Genomic DNA, 18,452 nt, shown 5'->3' on the forward strand with positions numbered 1-18,452 from the left:
GAGAACCCGAGACAAAGCTGATGCCCCTGACTGCCAGTTTTCTGAAACAGTGGACACCGGCCGCCGCACTGCTGGCGGGCGCGCTGACGCTCTCCCCTGCCGCCCGCGCGGCCACGGCCTGCGAAACGCTGATGGAAGCAAGCCTGCCCGGCGTGACCCTGACTGCCGCCGCGCAACAAACTCCCGGGACGCTGGCATTGCCCAATGGCCACAAGATTGGCGACTTGCCGACGTTCTGCCGCGTCTCCGGCCGACTGACGCCGACCACCGACTCCGATATCGGCTTTGAACTCTGGATGCCACCCGCCGACGCGTGGAACGGCAAGATGCTCGTGGTCGGCAACGGCGGCTACGTCGGAGCGATCCGCTACGACGAACTGGAACCCGCCGTGCGCCGCGGCTACGCCGTGATCTCCAGCGACAGCGGACATGCCGACAAGGCCGGCTATCGCAACGAGAACCTGAACTGGGGCGTGGGCCACCCCGAGAAGATCGCCGACTGGGCCTATCGCTCCGTCCACGCTGCAGCGGTTGCGGCGCGTGCGCTGATTACCGCCTTTGAACAGCGCGATGCTACCCACGCCTACTATTTCGGCTGCTCGACCGGTGGCGGCCAGGGCCTTGCCGCCGCACAGCGCTATCCCGAGGACTTCGACGGCATCATTGCCGGCGCGCCGGGTAACAATCGCACGGCGCTGAACGAGGGGTTCCTGTGGATGGCGACCCAGAACCTGAAGACCCAGCCCGGCTATATCCCGCCGTCGAAGCTGCCAGCGATCAATCGTGCGGCGATTGCCGCGTGCGACGCCAGGGACGGACTGGTGGACGGGCTGATCGGCGATCCCGCCCAGTGTCGCTTCGACCCGAGGGTGCTTCAGTGCAAGGGCAATGCCGACGCCGATACCTGCCTGACCGGGCCGCAGGTCGATACCCTCAGGCGGCTTTACGCAGGCGCGCGCAATCCGCGCACCAAGGCGCAGATCTATCCGGGCTGGCCGGTCGGAAGCGAGTTCGGCTACCTCGGCGGCTGGGGCTATGCCATCGAGGGCCCGCAGGCGTTCCGCACCGAATTCTTCCGCGACTGGGTATACAAGGATGCCAACTGGGACTGGCGCAGCTTCGACTGGGACCGCGATGTGGACCATGTGAAGGCGCAAATCGGCCCGCTCGTCGACTCCGTCGATCCGGACCTGACCGCATTCAAGCGGCGCGGCGGCAAGCTGATCCTGTATCACGGCCTGGCCGATCCGATCGGCAACGCGAATGACACGATCCACTACTACGCAGCCGTCACGCGGACCGTCAGCCATACCCCCGACTTCGCACGACTGTTCTTGTCGCCGGGCATGGGCCATTGCCGCGGCGGCATCGGGCCGAACACGTTCGACGCCATCGGTGCCCTTGAAAACTGGGTGGAAAAGGGTCAGGCGCCCGACCAGATCGTGGCAGCGGCCAAGGGCCTGGAAAGCAAGACCGGAGGTCTGGCCACCGCAGCGCAGGTAACAGATGGCACCAGCCGCACGCGCCCCCTGTGCGCGTATCCGAAGCAGGCAACGTACAAGGGCAGCGGCAGCATCGACGACGCGCGCAACTTCGCGTGCACCACGGCGTCGCGCTGACAATGAGACACTTCTGAATCTTGCGCATGCCGCACGCGCCGCGAGGTCCTCGACGGAAAGCGGCGCACGCGGGGCATTTGGCGACAGGGCCTGGAATTCATCAGGCCGCTTCCGCCAAAAGCGGCGCAGTATCGGCAGCGGGGTAAACGGATGGCGCAACCTGGGCATAAGCTAGCGTCCCATGAAATACGCCATCCTCACCCTGTCATGGCTGGTCGCAGGCTGCGTCACGCAGGTCGCCCTGATCGACGCCTCCGGCAACGCCAGCCACTTCAGTGTCAATCCTGCCTCACGCACCGTATCGGGGGCGATAGACGGCAAAGCCTACTCGGGCAGCTACGTGACGAACCAGTCGACCTGGCGTCCCATGTTCACGGAATCCAAAGGCAGATCGTTCCAGCCTGCCGCGTGGACGTCGCCCGGCTCCTCAGGCCAGGCGCTTCTGTTCGCATCGGACGGCGCCAATCTGCATTGCGATTTCGGTTACCAGGGCCTGACGGTAATGGGCCAGTGCCATGGCAGCCACGGCGCGTCCTATGTGCTGACCACCGACGCTCCGCCGTAATCGCTGACGCCAACCTTTGCCTTGAACAAGCCGGATTCCGGGGCCAACTTCCCTTACGCATCACATCCGCCGATGTCTGTAGGGAAATGTATTGAATGCGGTCACGGATACGTAACGATACGTTCGAACCTGTGGAGCACCATAGACCAGATACATGCCGATCCTTCAATGCTGCATATGCAACAGAATCCTCCGCATTGGCTGGAGCCTGTTTTTCAGTGATGATGGAAAGGTGAAAGGTATGACGACAACATCCACGGCTGGCCGCTCGTTTCGACGCTCTGGCGCCATCTGCGCCACGGCCACGGCCGTGCTGCTCGCCGCGCTGGCGGCAGGCTGCGCGAACATGACTTCATCGGCTAAATCGGTGCCCGAAATCGGGTATGTGCAGATCCGTCCCGATCTCAAACTCAGGCGGCTGGTCGTACATAACGCCAGGCCAAAGGGCACTGTGCTATTCGTGCATGGCTTTCCCGAGACGCTCTACGCATGGAAGGATATTGCCGCGACGCTGGGTCAGGAATACGAAGTCCATGCATTCGACTGGCCGGGATACGGCCAGTCATCCCGCCCCTCCGCCGACAAGTTCGCCTACGCGCCACGGGACTACGCCAATGTGCTGAAGGGGTATATCGAGCAAGCCGGGATCGACAAGCAAAATCTGGTGATCTACGCAACCGACATCGGCGCATTGCCGGCGTTGCTTGCTGCGATTGACGACCCGATGATTGCAAGGCGCATCATCGTTGGCGACTTTGCACCGTTCAACCGACCGCAATTCATGCAGGAACGTCTGCAAGGCCTGAAGGAGCCGAAGTCGGCGGACGCGGTCCGGTCGGCCTTCAACAAGTCGCGCGACGAGATTCTCGAAAATGCATTCACGCGCGGATTGCCCGCGGCGTCGCACTATGCGCTGGCTCCGGAATTCAAGGCGGACATGGCTCGTGGCTGGCAGAACGGAGAGCTGACATCCGCCGACGCGTTCTACCACTACTATTCGCACTTCACCCGCGATGAGGATTATCTCGAGGCGAACCTGGCGAAGCTCAAGACACCCATCAAGGTAATCTGGGGCGAGCAGGACATCTACATCAAAAAGGAAATGGGCGTCGAGTTCGCCGAGAAGGCCCACGCGGAACTTACCCTGCTTCCTGGCATCGGGCACTACCCGCACCTGCAGAACCCGCAGCAAACCATCGAGGAGATTCGCGCCTCGTTCCGGTGAACTGTTTGCGTTGTCGACGGGATGCCGCCGAACTATTCGGCGGCAAATCACGCCGGCAAATCACCCGCCAGCGCGTCTGTCAAGGTTCGGAACGCCTGAACCAAAGATCGAACCTGCCGCACGGCTAGTCCGAACTCCCTTTGTCCCTTACAATCCGGCATCGGCGCCCCCAAACCCCCTGAACCCAATCCCCCCAATCCCATGGCACGCTCGCTTGCGCTCGTCGCGTTGGCCGCTTCGCTGTCTGGTTGTGCCGGGGCCCCCTCATTCAGTCTGTTCGGGGCCTACTTCCCGCTCTGGCTACTCGCCGCAGTGCTTGGCATTGCGGGCGCCTTGATCGCCTGGCGGGTGTTTATCGCGACTGGCTGGGCGGAAATCGTGGGTCTACAGTTACTGGTCAACACGGCGATCGGCCTGATGATTGCCGAAATCGTCTGGTTATTCGGCACGGGGCACATCCTATGAAAATGGCTGGCGTCCGCCGCGGCCCGATGCGCGGGAAATTGATTGCCCTGGCAATTGTCCTGCTTGCCGTCCTTCTTTCCATCTACGCCTACCAGCGCACGATCCGTTATCCGTCGTCCGACGATGCATCGCTCGATGCCGATCTGGTGCACGTCGCCTCTCCCGTCGGCGGACGCATTGCCCGGATCCTGGTAACGGAGAACCAGCAGGTCTCCAAGGGCGCCATCCTGTTTGAAATCGATCCCGTGCCCTACCGCCTCGCCGTGGCCCAGGCGACGGCCGACCTGGAACTCGCCCAGGCCATGCTGGGCACCCGGCGCCGGGCCATCGGCACGGAGCGCGGCACGGCGTCGGTGGCGTCCGACCAGATCGACCGCGCCGAGCAGAATTACGCGCTGGCCACGCGCACCGTGGAACGGCTGCGGCCTCTGGCCGCCGATGGCTATGTTCCGAAGCAGCAGCTGGACCAGGCCGAAGTGGCCAAGCGCGATGCGGCCGTGTCGCTGAAGCAGGCGCAGGTGCAGCGTGCCACGACAGCGCAGGCCGTGGGCAATGAGGCCGACGCGATTGCCACCGTCCACGCGCGCGAGGCCGCGCTGGCAATCGCCCAGCGCGCGCTGGACGACACCGTGGTCCATGCCCCGCACGATGGCCGGGTGACCGGGCTCACGGTCCTGCCCGGCGAAGTCGTGATTCCCAATCAGTCCCTGTTCGTGCTCGTGCATACCGGCGAGTGGTTTGCCGTGGCGAACTTCCGCGAAACCCAGCTGGCGGACATCCGCATTGGCGATTGCGCCACGGTGTATTCGATGATCGACCGGCGCCAGGCCATGCGCGGGGTGGTCGAGGGCATTGGCGCGGGGATCACCGACACCGACCGGATCAACCTGCCGCGTTCCCTGCCCTATGTGCAGGCATCGGTGAACTGGGTGCGGGTGGCCCGACGCTTCCCGGTGCGGATCAAGCTGGAGGCGCCGGCGGAAACATTGGCCCGGGTGGGTGCCAGCGCAACCGTCGAGGTCCGGCATGGCGCAGCCTGCCACTGAGAGGCTGCGTCTCGGCGTGCCCGATATTGGTGCGTTGCTGGCGCCGTTTCCGGGGCGCACGGCGGCTACCACGCGCATTGCGGCCGCCAGCACACTGACGGTGCTCATCACGGCGATGTATGGCACGCCGGAAGCCGCCATTTCCGCGTACGTCATCTTCTTCATCAACCGGGCCGACCGCACCAGCAGCATCGTGATGAGCGCGGCGATGCTGATCCTGATCAGCATCATCATCGGACTGGTGATCCTGCTGGGCGCTTACACGCTCGACAATCCGATGCTGCGCGTGGCGTGCATGGCCGTGGTGTCCGCCGCCCTGCTGTTCCTCACGTCGGCCAGCAAGCTTCGCCCCGTGGGCGCCATCGTGGCGATGATCGTCGGCTTCGGGCTGGACGAACTCGGGCTGGTGCCCGCCGGCGAGCTTGCCACGCGCGGCCTGCTCTATGCGTGGCTGATGGTGGCGATTCCGATCGGCACGAATATCGTCGTCAACCTGGTACTCGGGCCGTCGCCACGCCGGCTGGCCTGCGACCGGCTGGCGCACTGCCTCCGCGTGGCGGCGCAAAGCCTGCGCGATCCGGCATCGGACGGTACCGCGCTTGGCGCCGTATTGCGCGATGGTGTGCAGCCCGTGGCCGGCTGGCTGAAGCTGGCGAAGTTTGAAGGCAGCGCGAGCGCGGCGGACGTCGTGGCGCTGCGCCAGGCGGTGGCGTCGACCATGGCGATCCTGATGGCGGCCGACGTCGCCTGCCGGCAACAGGGTGCCGCGCTGCCGGCAGCGCAGGTCGAGCCGATCGCCAATACGCTCGACGCCATGGCCCGCATGCTCGATGCGGGCGGTTATCCGGTGGAAATTGCGCTCTCCCTGCCAGACGCGGAATTGCCACCGGTCCAGCAGTCCGTCCGGCGGGCGCTGCGCAGCGCCATCGAGCGCTACGCGGAGCCGGACGAGGCGGCGGTGCCGCACACCGCGCCGCCACCCGCAAAAGCTGGCGGCTTCCTCGATGCCGACGCCTTCACCAACCGCACCCATATCCACTACGCGCTGAAAACCACCGGCGCGGCGATGTTCTGCTACCTGCTCTATCAGCAACTGAACTGGCCGGGCATCCACACCTGCTTCATCACCTGCTATCTCGTATCGCTGGGAACGGCGGCGGAATCCGTCGAAAAGCTCACGCTGCGGCTGGCCGGATGCCTGATCGGCGCGGTGGTGGGCACCGCGGCCCTCGTCTATATCGTGCCGGCCCTGTCGTCGGTGGGCGGCCTGCTGGCGCTGGTTTTCGTGGGCACGTGGCTGTCGGCGTGGGTCGCGCAGGGATCGCCGCGCATCGCTTACGCGGGCTTCCAGATCGCGTTTGCGTTCTACCTCTGCGTGATTCAGGGGCCGGCGCCGGGCTTCGACCTGACCATTGCGCGCGATCGCGTCATCGGCATCATCATCGGCAACCTGGTGGTCTATCTGGTATTCACGCGAGTCTGGCCGGTCAGCATCACCGGGCGTATCGAGGCGGCACTGGCCGCATTGGCGCGCCAGTGGCAGCAACTGGTCGATGCGCGCCTGCCCGATGCGCGCCGCCAGCACGCTGCCACCGCGCTCGGCCTGCAAGGCGCCATCGCGCAGGATCTGGTTCTTGCGCGCTATGAGCCCGCATCGGTGGGGCCCGCGTCATCGTGGGTCGATGATTGCCGGCGGCGTCTGGGCGTGCTCGATGCCATCGCCGGCCCCCTCTTCCTGCTGGCCGAACGCTTTCCGGGCGACCCCGCTGTGGCGGCCAGCCTGCGCGCGCTGCGCCCTGCCGAAGCCACCGTCACCGACGCCGGCGGAGCGGCCCGCAGCACGGCACCCGCGCATCCCATGACAGATCACGACACCCAGACACGCGACGCACTGCTGGCGCTCGTCGACAAACGATTGGCCGAAGTGCCGCCCGATGCCCCGGGCACATCCCCTTCCTCCCATGCGCAAACCTGACCCGCAGGCACTCCCGCTCATACTCGTGCCCGCGCTTGTGGCGCTGACCCTGGCGGGCTGTGCCACGTCCGCGCTCGATCTTGCGCCGCCGCAGCCTGACCGGCCGTGGCAGCCGCCCACCACGGCAAGCGGGGAAATCGTGGCTGGTGCGGCCAGCAAGCCGGCGCCCGCGAGCCAGCCATCGGACTACACACTGCCGGCCAACCGGGCGCTGGCGACCATTGCGCCGCCGGCGGCCCTCGAGCCCGGCCACGCGTATTCGCTGCCCGAGCTGATCGACATGGCCGAATCGTCCAACCCGCTGACGCGCGTCGCGTGGAACGACGCTCGCAATGCAGCGCTGGCCGCGGGCATCGCCCGCAGCAGCTATCTGCCGCAGATTTCGGTGGCGGCGATGGGCGGCTACCAAAATGGGCATCTGTCGACGTCGACCGCGCTGGGGCAGGCGGGCGCCGATATCTCGCACGACGGCGCCGTATCTGTGTTGTCACTGCAGTGGCTGCTGTTCGATTTCGGGGAGCGTGCGGGCCTCGTCGAGGCCGCGGAGCAAACCACGATTGCCGCGAACATTGCGTTCACGGCCTTGCATCAGCGCATCATCCACGACGTCAGCGTGGCGTTCTATCGCTATCAGGCGGCCCGTTCGCGCTCGGGGACCGTCCAGCAGGCGCTGACCAACGCGGATGCGGTGCTGGCCGCGGCCAAGGTCCGCTACGCCCGCGGCATCGGCACCGTAGTGGAAGTCGCGCAGGCGACGCAGAATCGCGCGCAAACCAACCTGGCGATGGTGCAGGCGCAGGGCGCGGAAACCGACGCGTATCTGGGCCTGGTCACCGCCATCGGCATTTCACCGCTGTCGAAGCTGCGCATTGCCGAAATGCCCGCGCGGCCGCTGTCACCTGCGCTGCGCAGTTCCGTGGAGCAAATCGTGGAAACGGCGATCGCGCAGCGGCCCGACGTGCTAGGCGCATATGCCGTGGAGCGCGCCAATCAGGCCAGGGTCAGGTCCGCCGAGGCAGCGTTCCTGCCGAAGGTATTCATGTCCGCGTTCGCGTCCTACGCATCGGGCGGGTCGGCCATCACGGCGATACCGCCGGTGGGCCAGCAGCCGCCCACGGTCAACCTCAATGGCTACCGCTACGGCAACAGCGTGTTCCTGGGCGTGACGGTGCCCATCTACGACGGCGGGCTACGCTCGGCGGTGCTGGCGCAGGCGCGCAACGACGTGGATAGCGCGTCCGCGAAGCTTGCGCGCGCCAAGGAGGAATCCGTCCGGCAGATCGTGGTCAGCCAGAGCGCGCTGGAAACGAGCCTGGCCACGTATGACGCCGCCCGGGCACTGGCCGATGCCGCCCAGACCACCTATGACGCGGCATTTGCCGCGTATCGCAAGGGGGTGGGTTCGGTGATCGAGGCCAATCTCGCGCAGAACCAGCTGCTGCTGGCGCGCAATGCGTCAGCCGATGCCTATAGCGGCGCGCTGGCCGCCGCCGCCGCACTGGCGTTGGCCACGGGCACCATCGGCTCCACGCAGTGATCGGCTGAACCGGGCTTCAACCCGGCTTCGAAACGACTTCAAAGCGGCTTCAATCCGCGTCGCCCGCTACCCGCTGGACGCCGCCGATCCGGCGGCCGCGCTGTCATCAGTCCGTCACATCTGGCGACGAGAATGCATCCCGCAAACACAGGCGCAAGACCCGTCCGCGGCCTCGATCACTCCCTTCTGATGCGGCAGTGCAGCGACGGAAAACCTTGACGCCTGATTTTTCGGCGCTTCAATGAAAACGTTTTCAAAGTTGCGACTGAGCCAGTTGAGGAGCCCATGCCAACATCCCGCCGTCCAGCTTCGCCACCACGCATCGCCTCCGCCGAACCCGGCAGCGGCGTCACGCTGGCCGACGTCGCGCTGGCGGCCCGGGTGTCGCTGGCTACAGCGTCCCGCGTGTTCAGCCATCCCCAACTGGTGCGCGAGGCCACCGCGCAGCGCGTGCACGATGCCGCACAGCGGCTTGCATTCCGGCCCAACCTGCTGGGCGCCAAATTGCGATCCCAGCAGACGCGGATCATCGGCGTCATGCTGCCCACGCTGGAAAACGCGGTGTTCGCGGAATGCTGGCGCGGCATCGAGGAAGCCGCGCTGGCGGCCAGTTATTCCCTGATGCTGGTGACCAGCGGCTACGACCCCGCCCGCGAACGCGAGCGTGTGGAGTATCTGCTGCGCCATCGCGTCGACGGCATGGTGCTGACCRTGGCGGACGCCGCGCACAGCCAGGTGCTGGACCAGCTCGACGCCGAGGCCATCCCGTACGTGCTGGCCTACAACCAGGCCGCGCCGCAGGGCCGACGTCACTCGGTTTCCGTCGACAACCGCGCCAGCGCATGCGAAGGGGTCAAGGCCCTGATTGCCGCCGGGCATCGCCGCATCGCCGTGGCATCCGGATCGTTCACGGCGTCCGATCGTGCGCGCCAGCGTTTTGCGGGCTACGAGGACGCGATGCGCGCGCACGGCTTGCCGGCGATGGCGCCGGTCTGCCTGCCCTCCCATACCGCCAGCAACGCCGGACAGATCCGCGCGCTGATGCAGGCACCGGACGCGCCGACGGCGTTGTTCTGCACCAATGACCTGCTGGCGATCGGCGTGATCTCCGACCTCAAGCGGCTGGGCCTGCGCGTGCCGCGCGATGTGTCCGTGCTCGGGTATGACGGCATCGCGCTCGGTACGCTCGTGGAGCCGCCGCTGGCGACCGTGGTGCAACCCAATAGCGAGATTGGCGCCGGTGCGATCCGGCACATCGTGTCCCGCCTGCGCGCCGCTACGCGCGCGGAAGCCGTCGCCAGTGCCGAGCCTTGCGTCACGCTGTTGCCGCATGCCTTGCGCGTGAACGGCACGGTTGCCGCGCCGGCCAGTCCGGCTTCCACCGCGCCGATCTCGCGGACGGCGTAGCCAGAAGTCTGCCTTTTGCATGTTGCTGTTTTCCGTTCGCTGTTTGACTTTTCGTCGTCTCTTTCTTCGTTCGATTTCCACCAGGGAGCCTTACATGTCAACGCAATCCTCCTGGCGCCGTCCGCTGCGCTGGCTGGCCATGGCCGTGACGGCCGCCGCATTCAGCCAGGGCGTGGCCGCACAGACCGCCATCTGCTACAACTGCCCGCCCGAATGGGCCGACTGGGCCGCGCAGATTCGCGCCATCAAGGAAAAGACCGGCGTCACCGTGCCGCTGGACAACAAGAATTCCGGCCAGTCGCTGGCGCAACTGGTGGCGGAAAAAGCCAGCCCTGTCGCCGACGTGACCTACCTCGGCGTGACCTTCGGCATCCAGGCCAAGGCCGACGGCGTGACGCAGCCGTACAAGCCTGCCAACTGGAACGAGATTCCGGACGGCCTGAAGGACCCGCAAGGCAACTGGTTTGCCATCCACTCGGGCACGCTGGGATTCATGGTCAACGTGGATGCGCTGCGCGGCAAGCCCGTGCCGCAGTCGTGGGCGGATCTGCTCAAGCCGGAGTACAAGGGCCTGATTGGCTACCTGGACCCGGCCAGCGCGTTTGTCGGCTATGTGGGCGCCGTGGCGGTGAACCAGGCCATGGGCGGATCGATGGACAACTTCGGCCCGGCCTTCAARTACTTCAAGGACCTGCAGAAGAACCAGCCGATCGTGCCGAAGCAGACCGCCTACGCACGCGTGCTGTCGGGCGAGATTCCCATCCTGCTGGACTACGACTTCAACGCCTATCGCGCGCGCTACAAGGACAACGCGAACGTGGCGTTCGTGATCCCGAAGGAAGGCTCGCTGGTGGTGCCATACGTCATGAGCCTGGTCAACAAGGCGCCGCATGAGGCCGAGGGCCGCAAGGTGCTGGACTTCGTGCTGTCCGATGCCGGCCAGGCGCTGTGGGCCAACGCCTACCTGCGTCCGGTGCGCAACGTGCCGATGCCCAAGGAGGTGCAGGCGCGCTTCCTGCCGGCGGCCGACTATGCGCGCGCCAAGCCGGTGGACTTCGCCAAGATGGCCGCCGCGCAGAAGGCCTTCAGCGATCAGTACCTGAAGGAAGTCCGCTGATCCGGACGCATCCGGACACCGCACGTAGCATGCAGGCTGTCTCCCCTCCGTCCAATGCGTCCGCAATGGCGGAGGGGAAACGCCCCCTGATGACTTGATCCACCACCGCCCCGTCACTGCCATGACCAAGCGATCTCCGCCCCTGTTCCTCTTCGCCGTGCCCGCACTGGTGGTCTTCCTGGCGTTCTTCTGCCTGCCGATGGCGCGGCTGGTCGAAGTCAGTCTGACCGGCAAGGAAGGCGCGGGCGTCTACTGGACGGTGCTCACCAGCACGCGCTACCTGCACAGCCTGCTGGTCACGGTGCTGCTGTCCGCCACGGTGACGCTGGCCACGCTGGTCATTGCCGGCATCGCCGGCACGTTCCTGCAGCGCCATCCCGTGCCCGGCAAACCGGTGCTGGTGGCGATGCTCACCTTTCCCCTGGCGTTTCCCGGCGTGGTGATCGGCTTCATGGTGATCATGCTTGGGGGTCGCAACGGGCTGCTGGCGATGATCGGCGACGTGGTGGCCGGCGACCGCTGGACCTTTGCCTACGGGCTGGCCGGCCTGTTCGTCGGTTATCTGTATTTCTCGATTCCGCGCGTGATCCTGACCGTGATGGCCGCCGTCGAAAAGCTCGACACCTCGCTGGAGGAAGCCGCGCGATCGCTCGGCGCCACCCCATGGCGCGTGGTGCGCGACGTCATGCTGCCGGCGCTGATGCCCGCCATGCTCTCCAGCGGCGCGATCTGCTTTGCCACCAGTATGGGCGCCTTTGGCACCGCCTTCACGCTGGCCACGCAGCTCGATGTGCTGCCGCTGACCATCTACAACGAATTCACCAACTACGCCAACTTCGGCACGGCCGCCGCGCTCTCGATCCTGCTGGGCGCGGTCACCTGGGCCCTGCTGGCGCTGGCGCGCTGGTATTCCGGCGACGCCGTCGCCGCCACGGCCTGAGGAGCCTGTCCATGACCTCCCCCCGTCGCCGCGCCGGCTACTGGCTGCAACTGGCGCTCACGCTCGCGGTCTGCGTCTTCATGACCGTCCCGGTGGCGCTGTCCGTGCTGGCGGGCCTGACCAATAACATCTTCGTGGGCGTGGCCAGCGGACTCACCACGCGCTGGCTGCTGGAAGTCTGGTCGCTCTATCGCAACACCATCTTCTTGTCGCTCGGCATCGCCATCGCATGCCTCGCCTGCACGCTCGTGATCGGCGTGCCCGCCGCCTACTACATGGCGCTGCGCCGCAACCGCGTGACGCGGCTGATCGAGGAACTGCTGATGCTGCCCGTGGCGCTGCCCGGCCTGGCCACGGCACTGGGCCTGATTCTGCTGTACGGCACCTGGCAGGGCCTGCGCACGAGCTGGGTGTTCATCCTGATCGGCCATGTGCTGTTCACCTTGCCGTTCATGGTGCGATCCGTGCTGGCGATCCTCGCCGCCATCGACATCCGCACGCTGGAGGATGCCGCCGCCAGCCTGGGTGCCACGCGCTTGCAGCGGTTCTTCACCGTGGTCCTGCCCAACTGCCGCCAGGGCATCCTGGCCGGCGCGCTGACGGTGGTCACGCTGTCGGTCGGCGAGTTCAACCTGACCTGGATGCTGCACACGCCGACCACGCAAACCCTGCCCGTGGGCCTGGCCGACAGCTACGCGTCGATGCGGCTGGAGATCGGCTCCGCGTACACCATCGTCTTCTTCGTGATGATCATTCCGCTGCTGGTGCTGATGCAGGCGCTCTCGGCGATGGGAGCCCGCGCGCGGCGGCACGTTGCGGACCCGGACGTGGCCACGCTATCGGCCGCGTCCTCGAGACTCATTTCCCCCACTCCCCCGGCAGCCGCTTCCGCGACGCCCAACCCCGCCGAGACCCGCCATGCATGAGCCCACCACCATCCGCCTGCGCCAGTGCGCGAAGACCTTCGCGGACGGCACGCTGGCCCTCCAGCCGCTGGACCTGGAGATCGGCGCGGGCGAAACCCTCGTGCTGCTGGGGCCGTCCGGTTGCGGCAAGACCACCACGCTGCGCATCATTGCCGGGCTCGAGCAGCCGGATGCCGGCGGCGAGGTCTGGTTTGGCGATACCCGCGTGACTGAGCAGCCGATCGAGGCGCGCGGCGTGGGCATGGTGTTCCAGAACTACGCGCTGTTCCCCAACATGACCGTGGCCGAGAACATCGGCTATGGCCTGCGGGTGCGGCGCGTGGACGCCCCCGCGCGCCGGCGCCGCGTCGACGACATGCTGGCGATGATGCATCTGGGGCCGCTTGCCGACCGCCGCGTCGACCAGCTCTCCGGCGGCCAGCGCCAGCGCGTGGCACTCGCCCGCGCCATCGCCGTGCAGCCGCGCGTGCTGTTGCTGGACGAGCCGCTGACGGCGTTGGACGCCAAGCTGCGCGATGCCCTGCGTGCTGACATCAACCAGTTGCTGCGCAGCCTGCATATCACCGCCGTCTACGTGACGCACGACCAGGCCGAAGCAATGGCGCTGGGCGACCGCATCATCGTCATGGACCGCGGCCGCATCGCGCAGTCCGGCACGCCGCAGGAGATCTATCGCGCGCCGGCCAACGCGTTCGTCGCCGATTTCATCGGCACGATGAACCACCTGCCGGCCACGGCCGAAGCGGGACTCTGGCGCGTGCCCGGTGGCACCGTGCCGATGGGTCCGCCCACGGAGACGCCCGTGACGCCCGAAGCGCGCCTGATGTTCCGCCCCGAGGACGTCGCGCTGGTGCACGCCGACAACGCCCACGTCGAGGGCACCGTCGTCACGGCGCTGTTCCTGGGCAACCATACGCGGGTGCTCGTCGATGTGGGCGCCGCCGCACCGCTGGTCGTCGATACCGCTCGCCGCGATGGATGGCAGCCCGGCGAACGCGTGAGCCTGCGCATCGACACCGGCCTCCTGATCACCCTGCCGCAAGCCGCATGACCACCGCCGCATCTTCCGCAATGTCCTCCTCGTCCGCTCCGTCCGCTTCGGCCTCTCCGTCCGCCACGTCCGCGCTGCCGGCGGCGGCCGGCGCGCCCTATCTCGTCGCCCAGCTCACGGACCTGCATATCAAGGCCGGCGGCAAGCGCTCGTATCGGCTGGTGGATACGGCCGGGGCACTGCATCGCGCGATCGACACGCTGCTGGCTGCGCCGCAGCAGCCGGACACGGTGATCATCACCGGGGACCTGGTCGACTTCGGCAGCGAGCACGAGTACCGCTTCCTGCGCGACATCCTGCAGCGCCTGCCGATGCCCATCAGGCTGCTGCCCGGTAACCACGACCATCGCACATCGCTGCGCCGTGTCTTCGCCGATCACGACTATCTGTTCGTCAACGGCGACGGGGAGACGCCGATCCACTACGCCGTGGATGCGGGCCCGCTTCGGCTGGTGGCCCTCGACTGCACGGTGCCCGGCCAGCCGGGCGGACGCGTGGAAGCCGACGGGCTGGCCTGGCTCGACGCCACGCTCGCCGCCGCGTCCGCGCAACCGACGCTGGTCATGCTGCACCACCCACCGTTTCATACCGGAATCGGCCACATGGATCAGCAGGGGCTGGAGAATGCCGCCGCGCTGGAAGCCGTGATCGCGCGCCATCCGCAGGTGGAACGTGTGGTGTGCGGGCACCTCCACCGCCATATCATCCGGCGCTTCGGCGGCACCATCGCCATGACGGCGCCGGGCCCCGCGCATCAGGTGGCGCTGGATCTTGACCCGCAAGCGGTGTCGCGCTTTCGCATGGAGCCCCCCGGGTTCCTGCTGCACTGGTGGCATCCGGTGCATGGGCTCGTCACCCACGCGGCGGCCAGCGGCGACTATGGTCCGCTGCATCCCTTTTACGATGCAGACGGGCGGCTGATCGATTAGGAGGCGCAACGGGCCGTGGCCCGACTGAGCGAACGGGAATCGGGAACGTACGGGGGACACGCCAGCGCTGCCAGAAAGGATGGCAACCATCGGGCCCGCGAGTTGTCATGCGCCTGTCACCTTGGGTACCATCACCGGCTTACCCAATTCCCCGGACCGCTGTTCCGCATGACGGAACGGCGGCGATTCCCTCGACATGGACCTCCTTCTCCTCAGCAACTCCACCTCCGACGACGGCTATCTCGTCCATGCGGCCGACGCCATTACCGAACTGGCCGATGGACAAACCGAGGCGCTGTTCGTGCCGTTTGCCGGTGTCACGCGCGACTGGGACGAATACGCCGCGCAGGTGCGAGAGGCCTTCGTCCCGCTGGGGATCCCCATCCGGTCGTTGCATGAAGAGAAAGACGCACTCGCCGCGGTCAACGCCGCCAAGCTGATCGTGGTCGGCGGCGGGAATACCTTCCGGCTGCTGCAGGTGTTGCGCCAGCAAGGGCTGCTGGCACCGATGGCCGCGCGGGTGCGCAGCGGCGCGGCGCGCTATATCGGCTGGAGCGCGGGCTCCAATCTGGCGACGCCGACCATCCGCACCACCAACGACATGCCGGTGGTGGACCCGGGCGGCTTCGAAGCGCTGGGGTTGGTGCCGTTCCAGATCAATCCGCACTATTTCAACGTGCTGGTGCCCGGATTCCGGGGCGAGACGCGCGACCAGCGGCTGGCGGAGTTCACCACGATGTCGCCGGCCACACCGGTGCTGGGGCTGCCCGAGGGCGACTGGGTCCGGGTGTCGGACGATCGCTACACCCTGCATGGCGCGCATGCGGCGCGCTGGTTCCTTGGCACGCAGACCTGGGACGTCACGGCCGGGGCGCTGTCCCCGCCTGCCTGACCGGCGCCTCGTGCCCCCTGCAGTCAGGATGACGCTCGCCAGGCGCGGCGGCATTCACTGCATTTGCTTTTTGTGCTGTTAAAAAAATACCCACAGCCGGGTGGAGTGGGTATTCAAAGTGGTATGGACTAGTCGCGGAATTCGTCCACGCCGCCATCGTGGCACCCGTTTCGGAAAGCACCAATAATCTTTCCGGACTACCCCGCACGAATGAGCAACGCCCTGCATAGGTGCATGGACAAGCACGTCAGAATCGAGTCCAATCGTTCACTCCGCCCCCTGCGCCCCCGCGCCCACCTATGCCGCGTGCCCGACTCCTGCTGATCGACGACCACACCCTGTTTCGCACCGGGCTGAAGCTGCTGCTGGCGGACAGCCCCAGCGTGGCGTCGATCATCGAAGCGGGCTCGGTCATGGAGGCCGCGCAGCAACATGGCGACAAGGAAGTCGACATCCTGCTGCTCGATATCCAGATGCCCGGGCTTAACGGCATCGAGGGCGTCAGGGTCTTGCGCCGACACTTTGCCACCGCGAAGATCCTGATCGTCTCCGGCACCTCCGGGCCGGACGCGATCCCCGCAGAGGCGCGCAAGGACATCGCCGGCTTCCTGCCAAAGTCCGCCGATGCACGCGAAATCGAGGAAGCCATCGCCTGCTGCCTGGCAGGCGGCACCCATTTCACGGCCGATGGCAACTGCGATGGCACGGCGCCGTCGCCGACCTACCAACTCAGCCAGCTCACCGCGCGCCAGCTGGAGGTGCTGAGCCAGCTGAACCTGGGCCGCTCCAACAAGGTCATCGCGTATCACCTTGGTTTGTCGGAAAACACCGTGCGCGTGCACGTGGCCGCCATCCTGGATCATCTCGGCGTGGTCAGCCGCGTGGAGGCGATCCTGGAAGCCCAGCGTCGCGGGCTGGTACAGGCACAGCGCTAACCGCATCCCGGCGATCGCATGACGCTCGCTCTGCTGCCTCGCTACGACGAGCCGCGCCTGCTAACGGCGCAGATGGAGCTGATCGACCAAAGCTTTGGCATTGCCATGCTCGGCTGCTCGCTTGCGGCGATGATCCTGGCCTCCGGGCTGGCCATCACCGGTGGGCATCCCGGCGCCCTGCCGTGGGCCGCGACGATGGTCGTGGCCTGCGCCATCGCCCACTTTGGCCGGCTCGCCGTGCCGGACCGGCTGACCGAAGCGCGCTCCGGCCGGTACGCGCGCGCGATGACCGCGATGCTGGTCCTGATCGGCAGCCTGTGGGGGCTGGTCGCCTGGCTGTACCTCGACATCCGCTCACCCGCCGTGGTGATCTGCGTGCTGTCCCTGATCGCCGGCATGAGCGCGGCCGCACTGGCGGTGTTCTCGGCCTGCCTGCCGGTGGCGGTCGGCTTCTTTGTGCCGGCCATCGTCCCCGTCTGGATCGTCTTCCTGGCCACCGGCGATATCGCCTACCTGCCGATGTTCCTTGGCACCCCGCTCTACCTGGTGGTGCTGATGATCTTCGCGCGCAACTACGCGCGCGTGGCGCGGCATGCCATCGCCCTGCGCTTTGAAAACCTCGAGCTGATCTCGCAATTGCGCGACCAGACCGCGCGCGCCGGCCAGGCCCAGCGGCAGGCGGAGGAAGCCAACCGCGCCAAGTCGGTGTTCCTGGCATCGGCCAGCCATGACCTGCGCCAGCCGCTTCACGCGTTGGGGCTCTTCGTGGTTTCCCTGAGCCGGACCACGCTGGACGCCCACCAGCGCCAGTTGCTGACCCATATCGAAGCGTCATCGGGCGCGGCACGCGAGATGCTGAACACGCTGCTCGATTTCTCCAAGCTGGAAGCCGGCGTGGTCACCCCGCGCCCGCGTCCGTTCCGGCTGCAGCCGCTGCTGCACAAACTGGAAAACGAGTTCGCGCCGCAGGCCAATGCGCGCGGCCTGGTCTATCGCACGCGCGATACCACCGCCACGCTGTTCGGCGACCCCTCGCTGGTGGAGCTGATCCTGCGCAACCTGATCGCCAACGCCATCCGCTACACGCGCGCCGGCGGCGTCCTGGTGGCCTGCCGGCCGCGACGCTTCCACGTGTCCGTGGAGGTCTGGGATACGGGCATCGGCATTCCGACCGCGCAGCACCGCGACATCTTCCGTGAATTCCACCAGCTCGGGAATCCGGAGCGCGACCAGCGCAAGGGGCTGGGACTGGGGCTGGCCATCGTCGAAGGGTTGGCGCGCACGATGCAGACGCGCGTGACGCTGGCCTCCACGCCGGACCGGGGATCGGTCTTCCGCCTGCGCCTGCCGCTGGCCTGGACGGCACCCGAGGAAGCCGCCGATCCACAGATCGCCATGCGGCTGGACGGCTTGCGCGTGCTTGTGATCGATGACGACGCGGCCATCCGCGAAGCCATGGCGGGCCTGCTGGCCATCTGGAATTGCCCGTGCCGGACCGCCGAGAACGAGGACGAGGCGCTGGCCCTGCTGGACGATTTCCCGCCAGACCTGATCCTGGCCGACTACCGGCTGCGCGGCCATCGCACGGGACACGAGGCGATTGCAGCGATCCGCAGTCGCGTGGGCCGCCGCTTGCCGGCCATCATCATTACCGGCGACACCGCCGCCGACCGCCTGCGCAACGCGCACGCCGACGGCACCGCGCTGCTCCACAAGCCCGTGGTGCCGGGCGAGCTTCATGCGGCCATCAGCACGCTGATGCGCGAGTCTGAATGGAGCCGGGCCGAACAATAACGTCAGGCCGCATTCATGCGCTTAACGTA

General features: G+C 66.8%; 16 protein-coding genes. All 16 read left to right on the plus strand.

The window, feature by feature from the left end:
• The first annotated feature begins 20 nt into the window (after window positions 1-20).
• Window positions 21-1,619 carry a tannase/feruloyl esterase family alpha/beta hydrolase gene (locus tag AC1DOX_RS21675; RefSeq protein ID WP_441620702.1) on the plus strand — a complete coding sequence of 533 codons (1,599 nt, stop codon included), beginning with the start codon at window positions 21-23 and terminating at the stop codon, window positions 1,617-1,619.
• Between the two features lie 181 nt (window positions 1,620-1,800).
• On the plus strand, window positions 1,801-2,184 hold the full coding sequence (locus tag AC1DOX_RS21680; protein WP_441620700.1) for a hypothetical protein: 384 nt from the start codon (window positions 1,801-1,803) through the stop codon (window positions 2,182-2,184).
• A gap of 154 nt (window positions 2,185-2,338) precedes the next feature.
• Entirely contained in the window at window positions 2,339-3,409 is a 1,071-nt protein-coding gene (locus AC1DOX_RS21685; RefSeq protein ID WP_441620698.1) for an alpha/beta fold hydrolase, read from the plus strand.
• Between the two features lie 201 nt (window positions 3,410-3,610).
• A complete protein-coding gene (locus AC1DOX_RS21690; RefSeq protein ID WP_092143056.1) occupies window positions 3,611-3,874 on the plus strand; it encodes a hypothetical protein in 264 nt (87 codons plus the stop codon).
• Window positions 3,871-4,920, plus strand: a complete 1,050-nt coding sequence (gene mdtN, locus AC1DOX_RS21695; protein ID WP_441620695.1) for a multidrug transporter subunit MdtN — start codon at window positions 3,871-3,873, stop codon at window positions 4,918-4,920. Before AC1DOX_RS21690 ends, mdtN begins: the two co-directional genes overlap by 4 nt.
• Complete coding sequence (locus tag AC1DOX_RS21700) at window positions 4,901-6,895, plus strand: FUSC family protein (RefSeq protein ID WP_441620693.1); 1,995 nt, start codon at window positions 4,901-4,903, stop codon at window positions 6,893-6,895. The genes mdtN and AC1DOX_RS21700 overlap by 20 nt, the downstream gene beginning before the upstream one ends.
• Window positions 6,882-8,432 (plus strand): TolC family protein, encoded by a 1,551-nt coding sequence (locus tag AC1DOX_RS21705; protein ID WP_441620691.1) that lies wholly within the window; start codon window positions 6,882-6,884, stop codon window positions 8,430-8,432. The genes AC1DOX_RS21700 and AC1DOX_RS21705 overlap by 14 nt, the downstream gene beginning before the upstream one ends.
• Window positions 8,433-8,717: 285 nt before the next feature.
• A complete protein-coding gene (locus AC1DOX_RS21710; RefSeq protein WP_477114053.1) occupies window positions 8,718-9,839 on the plus strand; it encodes a substrate-binding domain-containing protein in 1,122 nt (373 codons plus the stop codon).
• 94 nt (window positions 9,840-9,933) lie between these two features.
• Window positions 9,934-10,956, plus strand: coding sequence for an ABC transporter substrate-binding protein (locus AC1DOX_RS21715; protein ID WP_441620687.1), 1,023 nt, complete (start codon window positions 9,934-9,936; stop codon window positions 10,954-10,956).
• Window positions 10,957-11,077: 121 nt separating this feature from the next.
• On the plus strand, window positions 11,078-11,896 hold the full coding sequence (locus AC1DOX_RS21720; protein ID WP_441620685.1) for an ABC transporter permease: 819 nt from the start codon (window positions 11,078-11,080) through the stop codon (window positions 11,894-11,896).
• Window positions 11,897-11,907: 11 nt separating this feature from the next.
• The gene (locus AC1DOX_RS21725; protein ID WP_441620683.1) at window positions 11,908-12,822 is read left to right on the plus strand and encodes an ABC transporter permease; all 915 of its coding nucleotides are present in this window, start codon (window positions 11,908-11,910) and stop codon (window positions 12,820-12,822) included.
• Complete coding sequence (locus tag AC1DOX_RS21730; RefSeq protein WP_477114054.1) at window positions 12,815-13,873, plus strand: ABC transporter ATP-binding protein; 1,059 nt, start codon at window positions 12,815-12,817, stop codon at window positions 13,871-13,873. Before AC1DOX_RS21725 ends, AC1DOX_RS21730 begins: the two co-directional genes overlap by 8 nt.
• Window positions 13,874-13,893: 20 nt before the next feature.
• Window positions 13,894-14,802: a phosphodiesterase gene (locus AC1DOX_RS21735; protein WP_441620679.1), complete on the plus strand. Its 909-nt coding sequence runs from the start codon at window positions 13,894-13,896 to the stop codon at window positions 14,800-14,802.
• 196 nt (window positions 14,803-14,998) lie between these two features.
• Window positions 14,999-15,694 carry a dipeptidase PepE gene (pepE, locus tag AC1DOX_RS21740; RefSeq protein ID WP_441620677.1) on the plus strand — a complete coding sequence of 232 codons (696 nt, stop codon included), beginning with the start codon at window positions 14,999-15,001 and terminating at the stop codon, window positions 15,692-15,694.
• 299 nt (window positions 15,695-15,993) lie between these two features.
• On the plus strand, window positions 15,994-16,629 hold the full coding sequence (locus AC1DOX_RS21745) for a response regulator (protein ID WP_441620675.1): 636 nt from the start codon (window positions 15,994-15,996) through the stop codon (window positions 16,627-16,629).
• 18 nt (window positions 16,630-16,647) lie between these two features.
• Complete coding sequence (locus AC1DOX_RS21750) at window positions 16,648-18,423, plus strand: ATP-binding response regulator (protein ID WP_441620673.1); 1,776 nt, start codon at window positions 16,648-16,650, stop codon at window positions 18,421-18,423.
• Window positions 18,424-18,452: the final 29 nt, after the last annotated feature.

The organism is Cupriavidus sp. 01L415 (assembly GCF_056400065.1).